At 74.4% G+C, this 19,285-nt stretch carries 20 protein-coding genes; 14 read left to right on the forward strand and 6 right to left on the reverse strand.

Annotated elements, in window-relative coordinates:
• Positions 1-30 precede the first annotated feature (30 nt).
• On the forward strand, positions 31-3,474 hold the full coding sequence (locus ACFV0Q_RS16135; protein WP_385005651.1) for an endo-alpha-N-acetylgalactosaminidase family protein: 3,444 nt from the start codon (positions 31-33) through the stop codon (positions 3,472-3,474).
• 36 nt (positions 3,475-3,510) lie between these two features.
• Positions 3,511-4,218, forward strand: coding sequence for a class I SAM-dependent methyltransferase (locus tag ACFV0Q_RS16140; protein WP_385005653.1), 708 nt, complete (start codon positions 3,511-3,513; stop codon positions 4,216-4,218).
• Here the strand turns inward: ACFV0Q_RS16140 and ACFV0Q_RS16145 are convergent.
• Both ACFV0Q_RS16145 and ACFV0Q_RS16150 read right to left on the reverse strand, forming a co-directional pair.
• The gene (locus ACFV0Q_RS16145; protein ID WP_385005655.1) at positions 4,148-4,993 is read right to left on the reverse strand and encodes a helix-turn-helix domain-containing protein; all 846 of its coding nucleotides are present in this window, start codon (positions 4,991-4,993) and stop codon (positions 4,148-4,150) included. The two genes, ACFV0Q_RS16140 and ACFV0Q_RS16145, sit on opposite strands and share 71 nt — an antisense overlap.
• 62 nt (positions 4,994-5,055) lie before the next feature.
• On the reverse strand, positions 5,056-5,982 hold the full coding sequence (locus ACFV0Q_RS16150; RefSeq protein WP_385005657.1) for a DMT family transporter: 927 nt from the start codon (positions 5,980-5,982) through the stop codon (positions 5,056-5,058).
• 29 nt (positions 5,983-6,011) lie between these two features.
• On the opposite strand from ACFV0Q_RS16150, the gene ACFV0Q_RS16155 reads away from it, so the two are divergent.
• The 5 genes from ACFV0Q_RS16155 to ACFV0Q_RS16175 all read left to right on the forward strand — a co-directional run bounded on the left by ACFV0Q_RS16155 (position 6,012) and on the right by ACFV0Q_RS16175 (position 10,573).
• A complete protein-coding gene (locus ACFV0Q_RS16155; RefSeq protein ID WP_385005659.1) occupies positions 6,012-7,457 on the forward strand; it encodes a PLP-dependent aminotransferase family protein in 1,446 nt (481 codons plus the stop codon).
• A gap of 349 nt (positions 7,458-7,806) precedes the next feature.
• Positions 7,807-8,724 (forward strand): nitroreductase/quinone reductase family protein, encoded by a 918-nt coding sequence (locus ACFV0Q_RS16160; protein ID WP_385005661.1) that lies wholly within the window; start codon positions 7,807-7,809, stop codon positions 8,722-8,724.
• A 123-nt stretch (positions 8,725-8,847) separates the two neighbouring features.
• Complete coding sequence (locus ACFV0Q_RS16165; protein ID WP_385005663.1) at positions 8,848-9,321, forward strand: LAETG motif-containing sortase-dependent surface protein; 474 nt, start codon at positions 8,848-8,850, stop codon at positions 9,319-9,321.
• 8 nt (positions 9,322-9,329) lie between these two features.
• Complete coding sequence (locus ACFV0Q_RS16170) at positions 9,330-10,022, forward strand: RNA polymerase sigma factor (protein ID WP_385005665.1); 693 nt, start codon at positions 9,330-9,332, stop codon at positions 10,020-10,022.
• Complete coding sequence (locus ACFV0Q_RS16175; RefSeq protein WP_385005667.1) at positions 10,019-10,573, forward strand: hypothetical protein; 555 nt, start codon at positions 10,019-10,021, stop codon at positions 10,571-10,573. The genes ACFV0Q_RS16170 and ACFV0Q_RS16175 overlap by 4 nt, the downstream gene beginning before the upstream one ends.
• On the opposite strand, the gene ACFV0Q_RS16180 is transcribed toward ACFV0Q_RS16175, so the two are convergent.
• Positions 10,570-11,019: a MarR family winged helix-turn-helix transcriptional regulator gene (locus ACFV0Q_RS16180; protein WP_385005669.1), complete on the reverse strand. Its 450-nt coding sequence runs from the start codon at positions 11,017-11,019 to the stop codon at positions 10,570-10,572. The genes ACFV0Q_RS16175 and ACFV0Q_RS16180 overlap by 4 nt on opposite strands.
• A 201-nt stretch (positions 11,020-11,220) precedes the next feature.
• On the opposite strand from ACFV0Q_RS16180, the gene ACFV0Q_RS16185 reads away from it, so the two are divergent.
• The 5 genes from ACFV0Q_RS16185 (at position 11,221) to ACFV0Q_RS16205 (ending at position 16,143) form a co-directional block, all read left to right on the forward strand.
• Positions 11,221-12,438: an MFS transporter gene (locus ACFV0Q_RS16185; protein WP_385005671.1), complete on the forward strand. Its 1,218-nt coding sequence runs from the start codon at positions 11,221-11,223 to the stop codon at positions 12,436-12,438.
• A gap of 37 nt (positions 12,439-12,475) precedes the next feature.
• On the forward strand, positions 12,476-12,913 hold the full coding sequence (locus tag ACFV0Q_RS16190; protein WP_385005673.1) for a heme-binding protein: 438 nt from the start codon (positions 12,476-12,478) through the stop codon (positions 12,911-12,913).
• 128 nt (positions 12,914-13,041) lie between these two features.
• Entirely contained in the window at positions 13,042-14,649 is a 1,608-nt protein-coding gene (locus tag ACFV0Q_RS16195; protein WP_385005675.1) for a glycoside hydrolase family 20 protein, read from the forward strand.
• 130 nt (positions 14,650-14,779) lie between these two features.
• Positions 14,780-15,400 carry a hypothetical protein gene (locus tag ACFV0Q_RS16200; protein ID WP_385005677.1) on the forward strand — a complete coding sequence of 207 codons (621 nt, stop codon included), beginning with the start codon at positions 14,780-14,782 and terminating at the stop codon, positions 15,398-15,400.
• Between the two features lie 206 nt (positions 15,401-15,606).
• Positions 15,607-16,143, forward strand: a complete 537-nt coding sequence (locus ACFV0Q_RS16205) for an RICIN domain-containing protein (RefSeq protein WP_385005679.1) — start codon at positions 15,607-15,609, stop codon at positions 16,141-16,143.
• A 72-nt stretch (positions 16,144-16,215) separates the two neighbouring features.
• Here ACFV0Q_RS16205 and ACFV0Q_RS16210 read toward each other — a convergent pair whose 3' ends face one another.
• Together ACFV0Q_RS16210 and ACFV0Q_RS16215 are read right to left on the reverse strand one after the other, a co-directional pair.
• Complete coding sequence (locus ACFV0Q_RS16210) at positions 16,216-16,521, reverse strand: DUF3040 domain-containing protein (protein WP_385005681.1); 306 nt, start codon at positions 16,519-16,521, stop codon at positions 16,216-16,218.
• Between the two features lie 100 nt (positions 16,522-16,621).
• Positions 16,622-17,437, reverse strand: coding sequence for an endonuclease I family protein (locus ACFV0Q_RS16215; RefSeq protein WP_385005683.1), 816 nt, complete (start codon positions 17,435-17,437; stop codon positions 16,622-16,624).
• A gap of 218 nt (positions 17,438-17,655) precedes the next feature.
• Here ACFV0Q_RS16215 and ACFV0Q_RS16220 point away from each other — a divergent pair, with 218 nt between their 5' ends.
• A complete protein-coding gene (locus ACFV0Q_RS16220; protein ID WP_385005685.1) occupies positions 17,656-18,222 on the forward strand; it encodes a DJ-1/PfpI family protein in 567 nt (188 codons plus the stop codon).
• Positions 18,223-18,225: 3 nt separating this feature from the next.
• On the opposite strand, the gene ACFV0Q_RS16225 is transcribed toward ACFV0Q_RS16220, so the two are convergent.
• A complete protein-coding gene (locus ACFV0Q_RS16225; protein ID WP_385005687.1) occupies positions 18,226-18,660 on the reverse strand; it encodes a MarR family winged helix-turn-helix transcriptional regulator in 435 nt (144 codons plus the stop codon).
• 73 nt (positions 18,661-18,733) lie between these two features.
• Here ACFV0Q_RS16225 and ACFV0Q_RS16230 point away from each other — a divergent pair, with 73 nt between their 5' ends.
• Positions 18,734-19,222, forward strand: coding sequence for a MarR family winged helix-turn-helix transcriptional regulator (locus ACFV0Q_RS16230; protein ID WP_385005689.1), 489 nt, complete (start codon positions 18,734-18,736; stop codon positions 19,220-19,222).
• Positions 19,223-19,285 lie beyond the last annotated feature (63 nt).

Here is a 19,285-nt window from a genome sequence, read left to right on the forward strand (position 1 = left end):
GTGCAAGGAAGCCCGACTCCCGGAGGCCCGATGCGCACCCCCCTCTGGCCGGCCGCAGCCGCGGTCGCCGGTCTCATCGCCACCCTCGTCGTGTCCGGTCCGGTGTCCGCGGCCCCGGCCGCCGCCGCCGTGACGATCACCTCGCCCGAGCTGTCCGTCAGCGTCGACGGCTCCTTCCCCCGCGTGATCTCCTACACCCGGCGCGCCACCGGCGACGTCCTGGGCGGCAACGAGGACCCGCTGAGCACGGTCCTGGTGAACGGCACCTCCTACACCCCGGCCGTGACCTCCACGCCCTCGGCCTCGGGCGTGGACTACGTGCTGGCCTTCGGCGGAGTGAGCGTCAGATCCCGTATCTCGGTGGCCGGTTCGGTGGTCGAGTTCAAGGTCACCGCCATCGAGGACACCCCCGCCCTGCGCGTACGCAGCTTCGCGATCCCGGACCACACCCTCGTCAGCGTCCGCAGCGACCAGCCCGGCGCCGCGCTGTCCACGGCCGCCATGCACACCGCCACGACCGGCACCGGGGACACCTTCACCCCGGTCACCGCCTCCACCCCCGTGGACCCGGCCGCCACCACCGTCATGTACGGGCTCGTCAACACGGGCCGGCTGGCGGCCGCCATCGACTCGAACTCCCTCTACGACGCCCCCTCCGGCGGCACCGCCCGCGAGAACGGCCGGATCAGCAAGCGCGTCACCGACAAGGGCGCCTACCGCCGCGCCGGACTGTGGAGCGGGGCCTGGCTCCACCGGGCCCAGGGCGCCGCCGACGGCGACACCGAGCCCCTGCCGTACGCCCGCGTCGCGATCACCGCCGACCGCAACGCGGACTCCGTCGTCGACTGGCAGGACGCCGCCGTCGCCTACCGGGACATCTGGACCCCGCCCACCGGCTGGCAGGACACCGCGAACCGGGTCGTCCAGCGGATCCCCTTCAACTTCGCCTCCCAGGCCACCCACCCCTTCGCCCAGACCCTCGACGAGACCAAGCGGGTCAGCCTGGCCACCGACGGCCTGGGCCAGTTCGTCCTGCTGAAGGGCTACGCCTCCGAGGGCCACGACAGCGCCCACATGGACTACAAGAACATCGGCACCAAGCTGGGCGGCGCCGCGGACCTGAACACCCTCACCACCGCCGGCCACGCCTACAACGCCGACTTCGGCGTGCACATCAACGCCACCGAGGAGTACCCCGTCTCCGCCACCTTCGACCCCGCCCACCAGAGCGGCGGCCTCGGCTGGGACTGGCTCGACCAGTCGTACTACGTGGACACGCGGAAGGACGGCCAGACCGGCGAGCGCCTGGGGCGGCTCCAGGACCTCAAGGCGGCCGCCCCCGGGCTGGACTTCCTCTACGTCGACGTCTGGTACGGCGACGGCTACGTCTCGCGCAAGCTCCAGCGCGAGATCTCCGGACTCGGCTTCCAGCTCGCCACGGAATTCCCCAACACCCTCACCGAACAGTCCCTCTGGCACCACTGGGCCGCAGACGTCGACTACGGCGGCAGCGACCTCAAGGGCATCAACTCCACCATCGTCCGCTTCATCGCCAACCACACCAAGGACGACTGGATCGCCCGCAACCCGCTCCTGGGCGGCGCCGAACTCACCGCCTACGAGGGCTGGCAGGGGAAGAAGGACTACCCCGCCTTCCTGAACACCACCTTCGGCGTCGACCTGCCGACCAAGTACCTCCAGGAATCCCCGATCGTGAAGTGGACCGCCGACACGGTCACCCTCGCCAACGGCACCACCGTCACCACCGCGGGCGGTACCCGCAGGATCACCACCGGCGGCCGCACCGTCCTCGACGGCTCCGCCTACCTCCTGCCGCGCGACGGCAAGCTCTACCACTGGAACGACGCGGGCGGATCCACCACCTGGACCCTCCCGGCCGGCTGGACCGCGCCCAAGCTGTACCGGCTCACCGACACCGGCCGCGTCCTCGTCGGCGACCTGCCCGTCGCCCCCGGCGGCACGGTCACCCTCAACGCCACCGCCCGCACCGCCTACGTGGTCACCGACGGCGCCGCGCCCGCGCAGCCCGCCCCGCACTGGGGCGAGGGCACCCCCGTCAAGGACCCCTCCTTCACCGCGGGCGACCTCGCCGCCTGGACCGTCACCGGGACCGGCGCGGCCGTCACCCGCAACGCCGCCGGTCAGAACGAGCTGACCTTCGCCCCCTCCACCACCCCCGCCGTCTCCCAGCAGCTGACCGGCCTCGCCCCCGGCACGTACTCCGCCTCCGTCTGGGTCTCCACCCCCGCCGGACGCGCCACCACCCTCACCGTCACCCCGGCGGGCGGCTCCGCCGCCTCCGTGTACGCCGACTCGTCGCCGCTGACGAACAACCTCGGCGGCAGCGAGAAGAACGGCACGAAGATGCAGCGGATGAAGGTGCTCTTCGACGTGCCCGCCGGCCAGTCCGCCGCCACCCTCAGGCTGTCGGCCGCCGCCGGACCCGCCGCCGCCTACCTGGACGACGTCCGCGTGGTCCGCTCCGCCCGCACCCCGCTCGCCGGCCACACCTACGCCGAGGACTTCGAGAACGCCGACGCCGGCTGGGGTCCCTTCGTCTTCGGTGGCGCCGGCGGCTCGGCCACGGACCCCCGTACGCACGTCGCGCAGCGCAACGCGCCCTACACGCAGGCCGGATGGAACGGGAAGCTCGTCGACGACGTGATCGGCGGGCGGAACTCCCTCAAGTCCCACGAGGAACGCACCGGCCTGGTCTACCGCACCCTGCCGCAGACCCTGAGGCTGACCCAGGGGCACGCGTACACGGTGGGATTCCGGTACGAGAACGGCTTCGCCGGGGACTACCGGTTCATCACCGGCTCCGGCACCACCGAGAGCGCCACCGCCCTCGGCCAGGCCCGCACGGCCACCGCCTTCACCACGACCTTCACCGCCGGGGCCGACGCCTGGATCGGCGTACGGAAGACCACCGCGGAGGACTCCCACAACGAGGCCGACCTGATCCTCGACGACCTCACCGTCGACGACCTCGGACCGGCGGGAGGCGGTGAACTCATCGTCCCGCAGGGCCGGATGAAGGTCACCGCCGTCGACAGCCAGGAGACGGCCGGGGAGAACGGCAGCGCCGCGAACGTCCTCGACGGCAACGCCTCCACCCTCTGGCACACCCAGTGGTACGCGGCCACCGCCCCGATGCCCCACGAGATCACCGTCGACCTGGGCGCCACCTACGACGTCTCCGCCCTGCACTGCCTGCCCCGCCAGACGCAGAGCAACGGACGCATCGCCGACTACCAGGTGTTCACCTCGACCGACGGCGCCACCTGGGGCTCCCCGGCCGCCTCCGGCACCTTCGCCGACACCACGGCTCAGCAGGACGCGGCCCTCACCCCCCGGGCCGCCCGCTACGTGAAGCTCAGGGTCACCCGGGAGGTGAACGGCAACCCCTGGACCTCGCTCGCCGAACTCACCGTCGGCTACCGGGCTCCCTAGGTACGGTGGCGTTCCGGGACGAGGAGGGCGAGGGTCATGGACCGACGCGAGTCAGCGGCAGAGGTGTTCGACGCGCTGGGGGAGCGCTACGAGGAACTGTTCGGAGAGGTACCCGGACAGATCGAGGCCGTCGACTGGCTCGCGGAACGGCTCCCGCGCGGGGCCCGCGTGCTCGACGTCGGCAGCGGCACCGGCCGCCCCACCGCCGACCGGCTCGTACGGGCCGGCTGCGAGGTGACCGGCATCGACGTCTCGGCGGCCATGGTCGAGGCCGCCCGCAGCCGGGTCCCGGGCGCCCGCTTCGAACAGGCCGACGTGCGCACGTACACGCCGCCCGGCCCGGGCGGGTACGACGCCGTGTGCTCCTTCTTCCCGCTGCTGGTCATGGACCAGCCGGAGGTCGCGGCGGCCCTGGAGCGGATGGCCTCCTGGGTCGCCCCGGGCGGCTACTTCGTGCTGGCCACGGTGCCCGGGGACATCCGGGGCCTCGACATCGAGTGGATGGGCCACCCGGTCACCGTCAGCAGCCTCTCCACGGAGGAACACCTGCGCCGGCTCGCCGCCCACGGCCTGGAGGTCCTCCACCACCACACCGCGTCCTTCCGGCCCGCCGACCCCCTCGCCGGCCCCGAGGAACACCTCTTCTGCTACGCCCGGCGGCCCGCCCGGGCGGTCACCGCACCGGACCCCGCACCGACTGCTGGGCCCGGAAACGGACCGGGGGCATCCCGACCCGGCGGCTGAACAGCCGGCTGAAGTACGCCGGATCCTCGTAACCGACCCGCCGGGCGACCCCGGCGACCGGCAGGTCGGTCCGGGCCAGCAGCTCCTTCGCCCGGCTCAGCCTGATCCCGAGGAGGTACTCCTTGACCCCCTCACCGGTGCTGCGCCGCACCGCCCCGCGCAGCTCCGGCAGTCCCATCCCCAGCCGGGCGGCGTGCTCGGCGACCGGGATCGGCAGCAGCGCGTCCCGGGTCAGGGCGTCCATCACGGCGTCCCCGTGCGGGGACACCCCGGCGCGGGCGTAGCGCAGGGCCACCAGCAGGGCGTGCACGGCCGCGGCCGCCTCCACCTCCAGCAGCGGGCCGCCGCGCCGGGCGGAGCGGACGATCCCGTCGACCACGTGCTGCACCCCCGCCGTCCCGCTCAGCGGTACCAGCGGCCGGTCGGGGGTCACGTAGCCGAGGTCGGTGTACGCCTCCACGGCGGGCCCCGCGAAGTCCACGAAGCACTCGTCCCAGCCGCCGCCCGCCGGATCGGGGCCGTAGTGGTGTTCCACCCCGGGCACCAGCCACAGCAGCGCGGGCGCCGTCACCGGCTGCGGCGGCCGCCCGCCGTGGCCGAACCAGCCCCGGCCCCGGGTCACGACGACCGCCACGTGGTGGTCCAGCACCCGCGGCCCGACCACCGGCAGCGGCCCCTGCTGCACGCCCACGCCGAGACAGACCAGGCCGAGGCGGCGGTGATGGGCGGTGGGGGAGAAGTACCGCATCCAACTGCTGTACGGGGGCGTCGGCATCTGCGGATTGTGATCCACGGCGCGGGACCCCCTCAAGGGGCGGGGATCACCCAACGGGCCGCTCAGGCCCCGGGGGTCCCGCCGCCGCGCAGGCCGAGGGCCAGGCCGGCCAGCACCACCGCCAGGCCCAGCCACACCGCCGGGCCGGGCGCGCCCCCGCCGGTGACGATCCCGCCGCCCGCCGCCGCGAGCGGCGCCACCCCCGTCAGCAGCCCCGCCCGGCCGGAGCCCACGGCGGCCACCGTGCGGTACCAGAGCAGGAAGGCCACCGCCGTCACCAGCACCGCCAGGTACCCGACGGCCCCCCACTGTCTCGCGGTCATGGCCGCCAGCCCGGCCGAGGGCCGTCCCGTGACCACCGCGAGCCCGGCCAGCATCACCGCCCCCAGCCACACCGCGTGCACGGACACCCCCCACGCGCCGTGCCGCCCCAGCACCGGCACCGCGAGCAGTGTGAACCCCGCCTCGCAGGCCAGGGCCAGCGCCGCCCACCCCACTCCGGCGGCGTCGGTGCGCCCGGTCCCCTCGACCAGCACCGCGCCCGCCACCACCACCGGCGCCGCCAGCAGCACCCGGCGGCTGGGCCGGCGCCCCTCCAGCAGCGGCCCGACCACCCCCAGCAGGACCGGTACGGAGGCCACCGCGACGGCGATCACGGCCGGCTCGGCATGCGCGACGCCCCGTACGACGGCCACGTTGAACAGCACCAGCCCGGTGGCCGCGATCCCGGCCAGCCACAGCCACTCCCGGCCCCGCGGCCGCACCAGCGGCACCCGGGCGGCCCGGGCCAGCAGGACCAGGATCAGGGCGGCGGCCGCGTACCGGACCGCCTGCGAGGCGAACAGCGGGGCGTCGACCAGCGACCGCGACACGGTCACGCTGCTGCCGACCAGCGCCATCCCGATGACACCGGGGGCCAGGTCCCGCAGGGCGGTGGACTCCTTCGCGGAGCGTGCGGTGGGGGAGGAGGTGCTCGTGGAGGTGCTCATGCGGTCCAGCCTGGGGCCACAATGGTCCGGTGAGCAGGTCCAAAGATGACACCGGCCAGGGGTCCAAAAGCGGCTCCGACTTCCTCCAGCTCGACATCGGCCAGGCCCCGCCCGGCGGCCGCACCGAGTGGCTCGCCGACCGGCTGCGCGCCGCCATCGCCGACGGCACCCTGCCCGTCGGCAGCCGCCTGCCCGCCGGCCGGGTCCTCGCCGCCGAACTCCGCGTCTCCCGCGGCCTGGTTACCGAGGCCTACCAGCGCCTCGCCGAGACCGGCCAGGTGGCGGGCCGCGGCCGGGCCGGGACTGTGGTCGTCGCCGCCCCGCGGCGGGCTCCCGCGGCCCCGGCAGCCTTCCCCCGGGGCGGGCTCGTGGACGCGCTCCGGGCCGTCCCGTGCCGCATCGACCTCTCGCCCGGAGTCCCGGACCTCACCGCCTTCCCGCGCACCGCCTGGCTCCAGGCCGAGCGCCGGGTCCTGGCCTCCCTCACCCCCGCCGACTTCGGCTACGGAGACCCCCAGGGCGCCCCCGCCCTGCGCGGGGCCGTCGCCGGATGGCTGGCCCGCAACCGGGGGATCCGCGCCGATCCGGCCGAGGTGATCGTGGTCGCCGGGGTCGCGCAGGCCCTCTGGCTGCTCGCGGGGGTGCTGCCCGGGCAGGGTGTGCGCCGGGTGGCGGTGGAGGACCCCGGCTCGCTCGGAGCGCGTCGGCAGCTGGAGTTCGCCGGGCTGGACACCGTAGGGGTACCCGTGGACGAAGCCGGGATGGACGTGACCGCGCTGCGGGCCAGCGGGGCGCGGGCCGCGCTGCTGACCCCGGCGCACCAGTTCCCGGCCGGGGTCGTCCTCGACGGCGAACGCCGCCGCGACCTGCTGGACTGGGCCGCCGCCGGAGGACTGGTCATTGAGGACGACTACGACGCCGAACACCGCTACGACCGCGCCCCCGTCCCCGCCCTGCGGGCGCTGTTCCCCGACGGGGTCTGCTACGCCGGGAGCGTGTCCAAGCTGCTCGCGCCCGCCCTGAGGCTGGGCTGGCTGCTGGTCCCGCGGCGCCTGCGCGAGCCGGTGACCGCCGCCAAACGCCACGCCGACCTCGGCAACCCGGTCCTCGCCCAGCTCGTCCTCGCCCGGCTGATGGAATCGGGCGAACTCGAACGCCACCTGCGGTTCGTGCGCCGCCGTCACCGCCGCCGCCGGGACGCGATGCTGCGCGCCATCGCCGACGCACTGCCCGGAGCCCGCGTCCACGGCGCGGCGGCCGGCCTGCACCTGATGGTCACCTTCGACGGAGCCTCCTTCGAGGACACGGCCCTGGCCTCGGCCGCCCTCGGCCTCGGCGTGAAGGCCCACCCGCTGTCCTGGCACCGGGTCCGCCCCGGCCCGCCCGGCCTGGTCCTGGGCTACGCGGCGGGCCCGGTGAGCGAGGTCGAGGAGGGCGTGGCCCTGCTGGGGCGGGCCCTGCGGGAGCTGGCCTGACGGCGAAGCGGACGCAAGATCACGGGCGTTGACATCGCGGCCCCGACTGCGTGTAATGGGTCGCGGTGTCGCGTGACGCCGGCCAAAGAGCAGTGGGCCGGCCGGCAGTCGGGCGGATCACCCTTCACCCATGGGGACCGCCATGAGTTCGCACTCCGCGCCCCGCAGTTGACGTAGAGCGGCAGCCGCGCACCACCGGCTCGCCCCCCGTCGGCTCCGCCGCACCCCCACCGCGTACGGACGTCCGTACGTCTTCCTCCGCACACCCCCGAACCGGCAACTCCCGCGCCCGCGCGGCCCGTCGGACGCCGGGCGGCGGTGTGCCGCCTCATGCTCCGGAGAAGAAACCGTGCCCACTTCCTTCAACCAGTCCGTCATCGACGAGTTCCGCGCCAACGCGGGCCGCGTCGGCGGCCCCTTCGAGGGCTCCGACCTGCTCCTGCTGACCACCACCGGCGCCCGATCGGGCGCCCGGCGCACGACGCCGCTGGGCTACGTCCGCCACCGCGGGGCGCTGCTGATCGTCGCCTCCCACCTCGGCTCGCCCCACCACCCGGACTGGTACCACAACCTGCTCGCCCACCCCCAGGTGGACGTGGAGCTCGGCGCCGACACCTTCGCGGCGCTCGCCGTACCGGCCGAGGGGGCCCGGCGCGAGGAACTCCTCGCGCGGATCCTGGACGCCGCACCCGGCTACGGGGACTACCAGGCCCGCACCTCGCGGCTCCTGCCCGTCGTCGTCCTCGAACCGGCCGAACCCGACGGGTGGCAGGGCCCCGGCGAGGTGCGCACCCTCGCGGGGAAGCTCCTGGAGGTCCACACCTGGCTGCGGGCCCAGCTCCGCCACGTCAGCGCCGAGACCGAGGCCCACTTCGCGGCCCGGGCCGCGCACAGCGGGCCGGGCGAGCCGCCCGCGCCCGGGCTCGGACCGCAGATCCGCCAGCGCTGCCTGGCCTTCTGCCGGACGCTGGAGTTCCACCACACCAGCGAGGACGCGCACCTCTTCCCCGGGATCGCCGCCCACCACCCGCACCTGGCGGGCACGTTCGAGCGGCTGCGGGAGGAACACCGCACGGTCGCGCGGATCCAGGACGAGCTGGTGGCCCTGCTGGGCGGCCTGGCCATCGCCGAACCCGAGCGTTTCCGCACCGAGCTGGGGCGGATGAGCACGGAGCTCACGGCCCACCTCGACCACGAGGAGGAGACGCTGCTGCCGCTGCTGGAAGAGGTCCCGTGGCCGCCGGCCGGGCCGCCGCGACAGCGGTGAGCGGGGGCCGGCGGGCCCGGCGAAAAGTTTTTCGGAAACGGCGGCAACCGATCGGGGACTCGCACGTCGTGGAGGGGTGAAGGGCGAAGATCCGCGCCCTCGACCCGACCGTGGAGAACCACCGTGAAGAACCTGAAGCGCGTTCCCCTGTCCGCCCGCCGCGTCGCCGTCGTCGCGGCCGCCGGGGCGGTCGTCGCCCTCGGCGGCCCGGCGTTCGCCGCGCAGGGGGCTTCCGGCGTGTCGGCGCCCGCCGCCAGTGCGACGCCGTCCGCCGCCCCGACCGCCGTGCCCTCCGCCGCGCCCTCCGCATCCCCCAGCACCGCGCCCGCCACCGGGAAGCCGAGCCCGTCCGTCTCCGCGGCGCCGACCGCGGTCCCGTCCGGCGCCCCGTCCGTCGTGCCGACCGGTCCGGGCGGCGGCAGCGCTTCCCCGTCGGCGGCCCCCGGCACGGGCGAGCCCTCCGCCGCACCCGGCGGGAACGAGCTCGCGCATACTGGCTCTTCCGCGACCACCGTCGCACTCGGCGGCGGGGCCGCCGGGCTCGTCGCCGTCGGGGCCGGAGCCCTGTACACCGTGCGGCGGCGCACCAGCAGCTGAGGACACCCGTGCTCGACCTCGCACCGACCATCAGCCCCCTCACGCCCGGGTTCACCCGGGCGTGGCGGGGCTTGTGGCGGTGGTTCGCGCGCCGTGAGCGGTCCGCGCCCCCCGCCGCCGGGCCCGGCGGCGGCCCGTACGCGCCCCGGTACGCGTACACCTACGGCCACGCCCACCCCGCCGGCGCGGACGGCGCCCCGTACGCGCCCCCGCGCCCGCCCACCGTCAGCGAGCTGTACCACGCGCACCGCCTCGGCATGGTCCGGCTGGCGGTGCTCCTCGTCGACGACCCGGCCACCGCCGAGGACGTCGTACAGGACGCCTTCACCGCCCTGTACCGGCGCTACGGAGAGGAGATCACGGAGGTGGACAACGCCCTGGGCTACCTGCGCACGGCCGTCGTGAACACCTCGCGCTCCGTCCTGCGCCGCAGGCGCACCGCCCGGGCCTGGATCCCGCCGGTGACGGCCGACATCCCCTCCGCCGAGGCCTCCGTCGTGCTGGACGAGGCGCACCGCGAGGTGCTGGCCGCGCTCCGCGGGCTGACCCCGCGCCGCCGCCAGGTGCTGGTGCTGCGCTACTGGGCCGACCTCAGCGAGGCGGAGATCGCCGACACGCTCGGCATCAGCCGGGGTGCGGTGAAATCGAACGCGAGCCGCGCCCTGGACGCGCTCGAACGGATTCTGGAGGGACGGGTATGACCGGTTCCACGGGTACCACGCCCGACGGAGAACGCCCCGTGGAGCGGCTGCTCCGGCAGGCCCTGAAGGCCCGGGCGGAGGAGGTCACCGTGGTGACGCTGCGGCCCGCCGACCCGCCGGGCCCGCACCTGCGGCGGCTGTCCCTGCGCACGCCCTGGGTGCGGCGCTCGACGTGGACCCTCGCGGGGCTGTCCGGCCTGGCGGCGGCCGCCCTCGCCGGATACCTCGTACTCGGCGGCCCGGACCCGGTGCGGCCGCGGCCGGTGCCGCCCGCCGCGCCCCCCGAGTTCCCCTCGCCCGCGCCGTCGGGTTCCGCGCAGCCGGGCCCGCGGCCCTCGGCCTCCGTGTCGCCGCCGCCCGCGCCGTCGGTCACGCCGTCCCGGGCGGGGTCCGCGGACCCGACGTCCGGCGCTTCGCTCGCGCCCTCGCGCCCGCCCCGTACGGCCCCGCCGACGGCGGTCCCCGGCGGCCCGGTCACGGGCTCGGCCACCCCGTCCCAGGCGCCGCCCACCGGCGGCCCGTCGGCCTCGCCGATCCCGCACACTCCTTAGCGGGTGTTCTCCACCGCCGCCACCAGGGGGGCGAGTTCCGGCCTGCGGGCGGCCTCGTCGAGGGCCTCGCGCAGGGCCGTGTCGTTCGTGGGGCGGGCCTCGGCCAGCAGGGCCAGGCCCGCCTCGCTCACGTCGGTGTAGATGCCCCGGCGGTCGGTGTCGCAGATGTAGCGGTTCAGCAGCCCGCGGTCCTCCAGCCTGCTGACCAGCCGGGTCGTCGCGCTCTGGCTGAGCACCACCGACTCCGCGACCTGGTTCATCCGCAGGTGCCCGCCCGGCCCGCCGTGCTGGCGGCTGAGCACGTCCAGCAGCGAGTACTCGCGCACGCTCAGCCCGTGTCCCGCCTGGAGGGCGCGCTCGATGTGCGCCTCGATCCGGCCGTGCAGGAGGGAGAGGGCGCACCAGCCCTGGGCCAGGCCCGTCAGTGCGCTGTCGGTGGCCGTCATGGGCTCCTCCGTCGTTTCCGTGCCGGTCCTTCGATCCGGTCCCACTGTGCGTACCGCCAGGATAGGCCACTCGTGCAATAGCCCGCGCTTGCATATATCCCGCGTCTGCAATTAATGTGGACGAAGGCAAACGGCGATCGCAAGATCCTGCGGCCCACTGCCTCCCCCACCCCCCTCGCACCCCTGAAGGGCACCTCCCTCATGCCTCTCGCGCTCCTCGCCCTCGCCATCGGGGCCTTCGGGATCGGCACCACCGAGTTCGTGATCATGGGCCTGCTCCCCGAGGTCGCCGCCGGATACGGCGTCTCCATCCCGACCGCCGGCTTCCTCGTCACCGGCTACGCCCTCGGCGTCGTCCTCGGCGCCCCGCTGATGACCGTCCTCGGCACCCGCGTCCCCCGCAAGCGGATGCTGATGCTGCTCATGGGCCTCTTCATCGTCGGCAACGTGCTCTCCGCGCTCGCCCCCGCCTTCGGCGTGATGCTCGCGGGCCGCGTGGTCGCCTCCCTGGCCCACGGCGCCTTCTTCGGCATCGGCGCGGTCGTCGCCGCCGAACTCGTCGCCCCGGACAAGAAGGCGGGCGCGATCGCCATGATGTTCACCGGCCTGACCGTGGCCAACGTCGTCGGCGTCCCGCTCGGCACCCTCGTCGGACAGACCCTCGGCTGGCGCGTCACCTTCCTGATCGTCGCCGCGCTCGGCGTCCTCGGCCTGCTCGGCATCGCCCGGCTGGTCCCCGACCTCCCGCGCCCCGAAGGAGTCCGGATCCGGCACGAGGTCGCGGCGTTCCGCAACGTCCAGGTGCTGCTCGCGATGGGGATGACCGTCCTCGGCTTCGGCGGGGTCTTCGCCGCCATCACCTACATCACCCCGATGATGACCAACGTCGCCGGTTTCGCCGACACCTCCGTGACCTGGCTGCTCGTCCTCCTCGGCCTCGGCATGGTCGCCGGCAACCTCGTCGGCGGCCGGTTCGCGGACCGGGCCCTGATGCCGATGCTGTACACGAGCCTGGGCGCGCTGGCCGTCGTACTGGCCCTGTTCACCGTCACCGCCCACACCGAGGCCGGCGCCGCCGTCACGCTCTTCCTCATCGGCGCCCTCGGCTTCGCGACCGTCCCCCCGCTGCAGAAGCGGGTCCTCGACCAGGCCGCCGGAGCCCCCACCCTGGCCTCCGCCGTCAACATCGGCGCCTTCAACCTCGGCAACGCCCTCGCCGCCTGGCTCGGCGGCCTCGTGATCGCCGCCGGCCTCGGCTGGACCGCCCCGAACTGGGTCGGCGCGGCACTGGCCGCCTCCGCCCTCGTCCTCGCCCTCGTCTCCGGCGCGCTGGAGCGCCGTACGGGACGACGCGCGGCCGGGAGCCGGGTCGTCACCGCCGGCGCCCCCGCCCCCGAGCCCGTCCCCGCCCACCACTGACCCCCTGCCCACCCCTCCACCTCTCCAGGAGCCCCGCATGTCCAGCACCACCACCGCCCCCCGTACCGCCGTCGCCCCGCTGACCACCCAGGACGCCGAGCTGCTCGTCGCCACCGCCACGGCCGCCGCCGAAGCCGCCGGGGTCACGGTCAGCGTCAGCGTCCTCGACGCGGGCGGCCACCCGCTGGCCTTCCGCCGCGACGACCGCGCCGTCCTGATCTCCGGCGAGACCAGCACCCGCAAGGCCTTCACCGCCCTCCAGCTGAACGCCCCCACGGCCGACCTCGTCGACGCCGTCCAGCCGGGCGGCCCCTTCCACACCCTGCCCACCGCCCTGGACCGGCCCCTGCTCTTCATCGCGGGCGGCCTCCCCGTCCACCGCGACGGCCGCCTCGTCGGGGCGATCGGCGTCGGCGGCGGCGCCCCCGAGCAGGACCACGGCTTCGCCGCCGCCGCGCTCGACGCCCTGGCCTGAGCCCCGGCCCGGGACGCCCCCGGGTCGCGCCCCCGTGTCCCCCGTGCCAGGTTGGTACGGGGGACACGGCGTCGGGACACGGGTGCACCATGCGGCAGCGGACGAGGAGACTCCGGCGGGGCCGGACCATGACGACGGCAGCGGCCGCCGCACTGGTCGCCCTCGCCGTACCGGCCTGCTCCGGAGCCGAGCAGCCTTCCCGGGCCGGCACCACGGGCGCCGCAGGCACCCCGACCGCGCCCGCCGGCTCCGCCACACCCCCGGTCGTCGCCACTCCCGCCGCCCCGCCCCCGACCCCGGCGTACCCGCTCTCCACGGCCCCGCGCACCGTCCCGGCCGTACGGGAACACCGGCCCGCCCGCGGCCCCGGCTGGAAGCCCGCGCCCGCCGCGCGGGTCGTCGTAGCGCCCGCCGACAGCGCGGCCCTGTCCGACGAGGCGAAACTGCTCGCCGGTGAACTGAAGCTCGGCTACGCCGAATCGGCGCAGCCCCAGGCCGGCGACGTCCAGCTCGCCCTCGGGGCGAAGGGCTCCGGCCCGCCCGAGTCGTACACCCTCACCGTCGAGGACGGCCGGGTCCGGATCACCGGCCCCGACGAGGCGGGCGTCTTCTACGGCACCCGCACCCTCAAACAGGAGATACGCGGGGCCGGTTCGGCCCCCGAGGGCACGGTCGAGGACGCTCCGGCCAAACCCCAGCGCGGACTCAACCTCGACATCGCGCGCAAGAACTTCACCCCCACCTGGATACAGGACCGGCTGCGCGAGATGGCCGACCTCAAGCTCAACCAGCTGGGCCTGCACTTCTCGGACGACCAGGCCTTCCGCATCCAGTCCGACACCCACCCCGAGATCGTCTCCACCCCGCACCTCACCAAGGCCGAGGTGCGCGGGATCACCGCCCTCGCCGCCCGGCTGCACATCGCGGTCGTCCCCGAGATCGACTCGCCCGGACACCTCGGCGCGGTGCTGCGCGCCCACCCCGACCTCCAGCTGCGCGACGTACAGGGCCGGGCCGTCAAGGGAGCGGTCGACATATCCAACCCGGCGTCCGCCCGCCTCGTGGACGAGCTGCTGCGCGAGTTCCTGCCGCTGTTCCCGGCGGGGGCCTGGCACCTGGGCGCCGACGAGTACCAGGCCCTGGTCGTCCGCGACCCGCAGGCCTCCTTCCCCGGGCTCGCGGCCGCCGCCCGCGCCCGCTACGGCCCCACGGCCCGGGTCCAGGACCTGGCGACGGGCTGGCTCAACGACCGCGCGGCGGTGGTCCGTCCGTCCGGCAAGGCCCTCAAGGCGTGGAACGACGGGTTCTTCAAGGGCGGCGTCGCCACCGCGGCCCCGGACATCCAGGCCGAGTACTGGACCGGCAAGGAGATCGGCGCCCGGCCGCCGCTGGAATACCTGAGCGCGGGCCGCAAGGTCGTCAACCTCAACGACGAGTACCTGTACTACGTGCTCGGCCAGCCGAACCAGTTCACGTACCCCACCGGGCGGCGGATCTACGAGGAGTGGACCCCGCGCGTGCTGCGCGGCACCACCGCCGTCCCGGCCGGCCACGACGCGCAGATCCTCGGCGCCCGGCTCGCCGTCTGGTGCGACCTGGCCGGTGCGCAGACCCAGGACCAGGTGGCCGCGGGCATCCGCCTGCCGCTGGCGGCCCTCTCCCAGAAGGTGTGGGACGCCCGCCCCCCGCAGGCTCCCTGGACCGGGTTCAAGGCCCTCGCCGACCGTCTCGGCTGAGCGGACGTCCGGGATCCGCAACAACGCGATCCCGGAGCTGTGACGACCATGTTCAGGCCATCACCCTGGCCGGATTCCGCGCGCTACGTTGACGCGACGCGACGCTGGAACCTGGCAGAGGGAGACGACCATGAGCACGGTGCGCAGCCGGAGACGGGCCCGCGGACAGGCGGCCCTGGCCGCCCTCGCGGTGTGCGGGATGCTGGCCCTGACGGCATGCCGGGGCGGCGACGGCCCGGACGCGCCGGGCAAGAACCCGGGCACCGCACCGACCCCGGCGGCCACCGCCTCCGGCCCCGCGGCCTCCGCCCTCCCCTCACCCGTGAAGTCCGCGGCGAAGCCCTCGGCGACCGCGACCGCCACCCCGGCGGCGAAGAAGCCCACCGCGGCCCCCACCGCCACCTGCGACCACAAGATGCCGATCGCGCCCGACCTGATCGCCCTGTACCGCTACACGCCCGAAGGCGGCGACCACAACCTGATCGTCAAGCACGGGAACTGGGGCTGCGCGGCCCCGGGCTCCGCCGGCGCGCACTTCGAGCCGGTGGGCACCGAGACCTTCATCCCGATCGCGGAGACCGCCAAGATCACCGCGACGGCTCCGGTCATCACGGGCTCGGAGAGCAAGCCGGTCACCCTCCACGAACTCATCTCCTGGCTGGACACCCACCCCGACGCGGGCCTCCCCTTCCGCTACCACCTGCGCGCGGACGGCTTCATCGACACCCTGGACGAGGTCTACCTCCCCTAGAACGCGGCGGGCGGGCCGCCGTGCCGCCGTTCGGGTGAACCCGCGTATCCAGGGGTCCGGGAAAGCCCGGGTGGGATCGTTTCTCCTGGTCACGAGGGTGAGGTGTCACCCGCTCGCGGGATGCCGACGACCGGTGTGCGCTCGCTACGTTCGTCCGGGAGTTCGGGCCGAACCGGCTCCCGAGAACGCGGACATGGGGAGAGCGCATGCGCAAGTCGATGGTCACCGTGGTGTTCACCCTCGCACTGGCCGGGACGGCGGCCGCACCGGCGACGGGGGCCGTCGCCCCGGACCCGCCGAACGTCCCGGCCAAGCTGGTCAGCGTCAACTCGGCGAAGTGCGCCGACGTCGAGGGGTGGTCCAAGGACAACGGCGCGGCCGTCCACCAGTGGAGCTGCCGCTTCGACAACGACGCCAACCAGCGGTGGACGTTCCAGAGGTCCCCGTTCGCCGGGTACTGGAAGCTGATCAACTACAACAGCAAGAAGTGCCTGGACGTCGAAGGCCCGTCCTACGCGGACGGCGCCAAGATCCACCAGTGGGACTGCTACAACGGCCCCAGCCAGGACTGGCGCATCGTGGGCGTGGGCGACGGGAGCACGTTCAAGCTCGTCAACCGGAACAGCAACAAGTGCATGGACGTCGAGGGCTGGTCCAAGGACGACGGCGCGAAGATCCACCAGTGGACCTGCCGTGACGTGAACGACGCGAACCAGCAGTGGAGGTTCTCCACGGCCGGCTGAGGCCCGGGCCGGGGCGCGCGGGCGTCCGTCACCACCGCCCGCCGCCCCTGGACGCGCAGCCGCGCCGGGGGCTCAGGGCCGGGGGGTGCGGTCGCGCAGCTGCCAGCGGCGGCGGGTCCACTCGGCGATCAGGGGCAGGGCCGTGAGGGCGGTGAGGGTCCAGGCCGCGGCGAAGCCCCAGATCAGGGGCTGCGCCACGGTCACCGAGGCCGCGATCAGGAGGATCACGGTCAGCACGCCGAGCGCGCAGGCCAGCAGGGTGCGGTGGCGGCGGTGCGCGGACCGCAGGAGCCGTTCGAGGGAGCGGTCGCTCCTCAGGTCGGCCTCGATCGCCGAGAGGGCGCGCTGCTCGCGATCGGACAGTCCGGCTCCGTCCATGACGACGCACCTCCGTCGGCTGCCGCCGCCGGGCGCGGAGCGCAGCCTCTGGGCTGCGCATACCCGTCCTGGCCCGCGCCAACCGCGCAGGCGCCGTCGGCTACCAGATGGAGTTGACCCACTCCGGGTGGTCGATGAACGGGTTGCGGTTGTGCTGGTAGGTGTCGAATATGACCTGGTTGCGTCGCTGCTCGAAGGCGTCCGGCGGGTCCTGCTGGTTCCACTGCTTCAGCACGCTGATCCGGCCGATGGCGGGGGCGCTGCCGTTGTTGACCTTGTCGTTGACCTCGAGGTCCGCGAAGCCGTCGCCGCCGTCGTAGCGCACCGCCATGTACAGCAGCATCCGCGCGACGTCACCCTTGACCGCGTCGCGCGGTTCGAAGGAGTCGGCGTCGGTGAAGCTGCCGGGGGCCTCCGCCACCGGGCTGCCGCCCTTGTCGAAGTCCTTGTTGCCGCGGGTGCTGTTGACCGTGACGTCCTCGGGCCGCAGGTGGTGCAGGTCGGTGCCCGGGCCGGTGGCGGTGCCGAAGTCGCCGTGGCTCTTGGCCCAGACGTGCTCGCGGTTCCAGTCGTTGACCCCGCCGCCGTTGCTCGACTTGGACTGGGAGCGGCCGGAGTAGACGAGGATGACGTTGTTGGGGTTCGCCGGGTCCTGGTCGGTGACCTTCAGCGCGTTCCACACGCCGTCGTAGGAGACCTTCGACTGGGTCTTGATGATGTTGTGCAGGGCCGTCTTCAGCGCGGCGCCGGTCTTGCCCTGGGCGGCCGCGTAGTAGTCGTCGACGGAGGCGGCCGGGGCGGCGGCGGTGTGGGGAACCGTCGAGGACCGCTGGCCCGCCGAGGCGGTGGCCGGTACGAGGAACAGCGCGGCGGCCGCGACCGCCGCGGCCCAGGGGGTGGTACGGGAGATTCTCATGACGTGGGGGACACCTCTCCACAGGCACCGTCCCCACCATGGCAGTTGGCGGGGTGTCAGGTGGCAGAGCGAGGGTCACATTGTCATGTGCCGTACAGGTGAAGGCCATGTGTCGGGAGCGCGGATCTTGGGGGTTTGGCGTCCGGGCGGCTCGGGCACGGTAGCGGTTGCCCCGGCGGGGCCGAGGCGACCGTGAACATCCCAACCGGGAGCAGCCCATGGCAGTGAAGATCCTCATCGTGACCGGCGACGCGGCGGAATCGCTCGAGGTCCTCTACCCCTACCAGCGCCTGCGCGAGGAGGGGTACGAGGTGCACGTCGCGGCTCCCTCGCGCAAGAAGCTGCGCTTCGTCGTGCACGACTTCGAGGAGGGCTTCGACACCTACACGGAGAAGCCCGGCTACACCTGGCCGGCCGACCTGGCCTTCGCCGAGGTGGTCCCCGAGGAGTACGCGGCCGTGGTCGTCCCGGGCGGCCGGGCGCCGGAGTACCTGCGCAACGATCCCGAGGTGCGGCGGATCCTGGCCGCCTTCGCCGGGGCCGACAAGCCGATCGCCCAGATCTGCCACGGGCCGCTGATCACCGCCGCGAGCGGGGCCCTGGGCGGGCGCCGGGTCACCGCCTATCCCGCGCTGGAGCCGGACATGAAGGCCGCGGGGGCCGAGTTCGAGGACGCCGAGGCGGTGGTCGACGGCACCCTCGTCTCCGCCCGGGCATGGCCCGACCACCCCGCCTGGATGCGGGAGTTCCTCACGGTGCTGCGGGCCAAGGCGCCGCTGGCGTAACGGTCAGCCGACGCTCCCGAGGTTGTCGCACATGCGGGCGAGGGTGGTGACGGTGGCGGCGTACTCCGCGTCCGTGACGCCGGCCGTCACCCGGCTCCGGGTGGCCGTGACGACCCGCTCGGCCTCGGTGTGGCCCCGCTCTCCGGCGGGGGTGGCCGCGTAGGTGCCGGCCTCCGCCTCGTGGGTGATCCAGCCCCGGGAGGTCAGGTCCGAGGTGACCTCGTAGAGGCTGATCGCGTCCTGGTCCCAGAAGGGGCGCAGCCGTGCGGTGAGGGTCGCGGAGTCGTGCGGGCCGTCGGTGACGAGGACGTGCAGGACCTGCCAGTGGCGGCGGCCGAGGCCGCTCTCGCCGAGGGCCCGGTCGAACTCCTGGTCGAGCAGGGCGTCGAGGTGCTTGAGGTAGTAGCCGATCGGCTTGAGCCGCGACGGGGTGGTCATGGCCGCCTGCCCTTCCCGTGGAAGTTGTAGAGTTACAAGTAGTTGTAGGTGAGTATGTATCTGGAGGTGGGCCATGGGCAAGGCCGGCGGGAGTACGGGCGTTCCCGCGGACGTCGCGCGGATCGAACGGGCCATGGTCACGATGCGGCGGAGCGTCACCCGGCGCACCCTGTCGCGGCTCTCCGGGACCGGTGGCGCGAGCGGCGGCGGCCCCGCGTTCGACGTCCTGGACGTGGTGGAAGCGGCCGAGGAGGCGGGCGAGGCCGTCGGTGTACGGGCGGTGGCCGACGCCCTGCGGGTCGACCAGCCCCGGGCGAGCCGCCTGGTGACGGCGGCGGTGGAGGCGGGCTGGGTCCGGCGCGGCGCCGACCAGACGGACGGCCGCCGCGCGCCCCTGGCCGTCACCCCGGCGGGCCGCGCGGCGCTGGACGAGGCGCACGCGTTCCGGCGCTCGGTGGTGGAACGGGTGACGGCGGACTGGTCGGAGGGCGAGCGCGCCGAGTTCGCCCGGCTGTTCGCGCGCTTCACGGAGGGGTTCCAGGAGCTGGGCCGCACCCGCTGAACGGGGGAAGGGGAACCTTCGCGGTCTCCGCGCGCGGCGTCGCGTACGCGGGCCCGCTGATCG

The organism is Streptomyces sp. NPDC059564, assembly GCF_042735575.1.
Classification (GTDB): domain Bacteria; phylum Actinomycetota; class Actinomycetes; order Streptomycetales; family Streptomycetaceae; genus Streptomyces.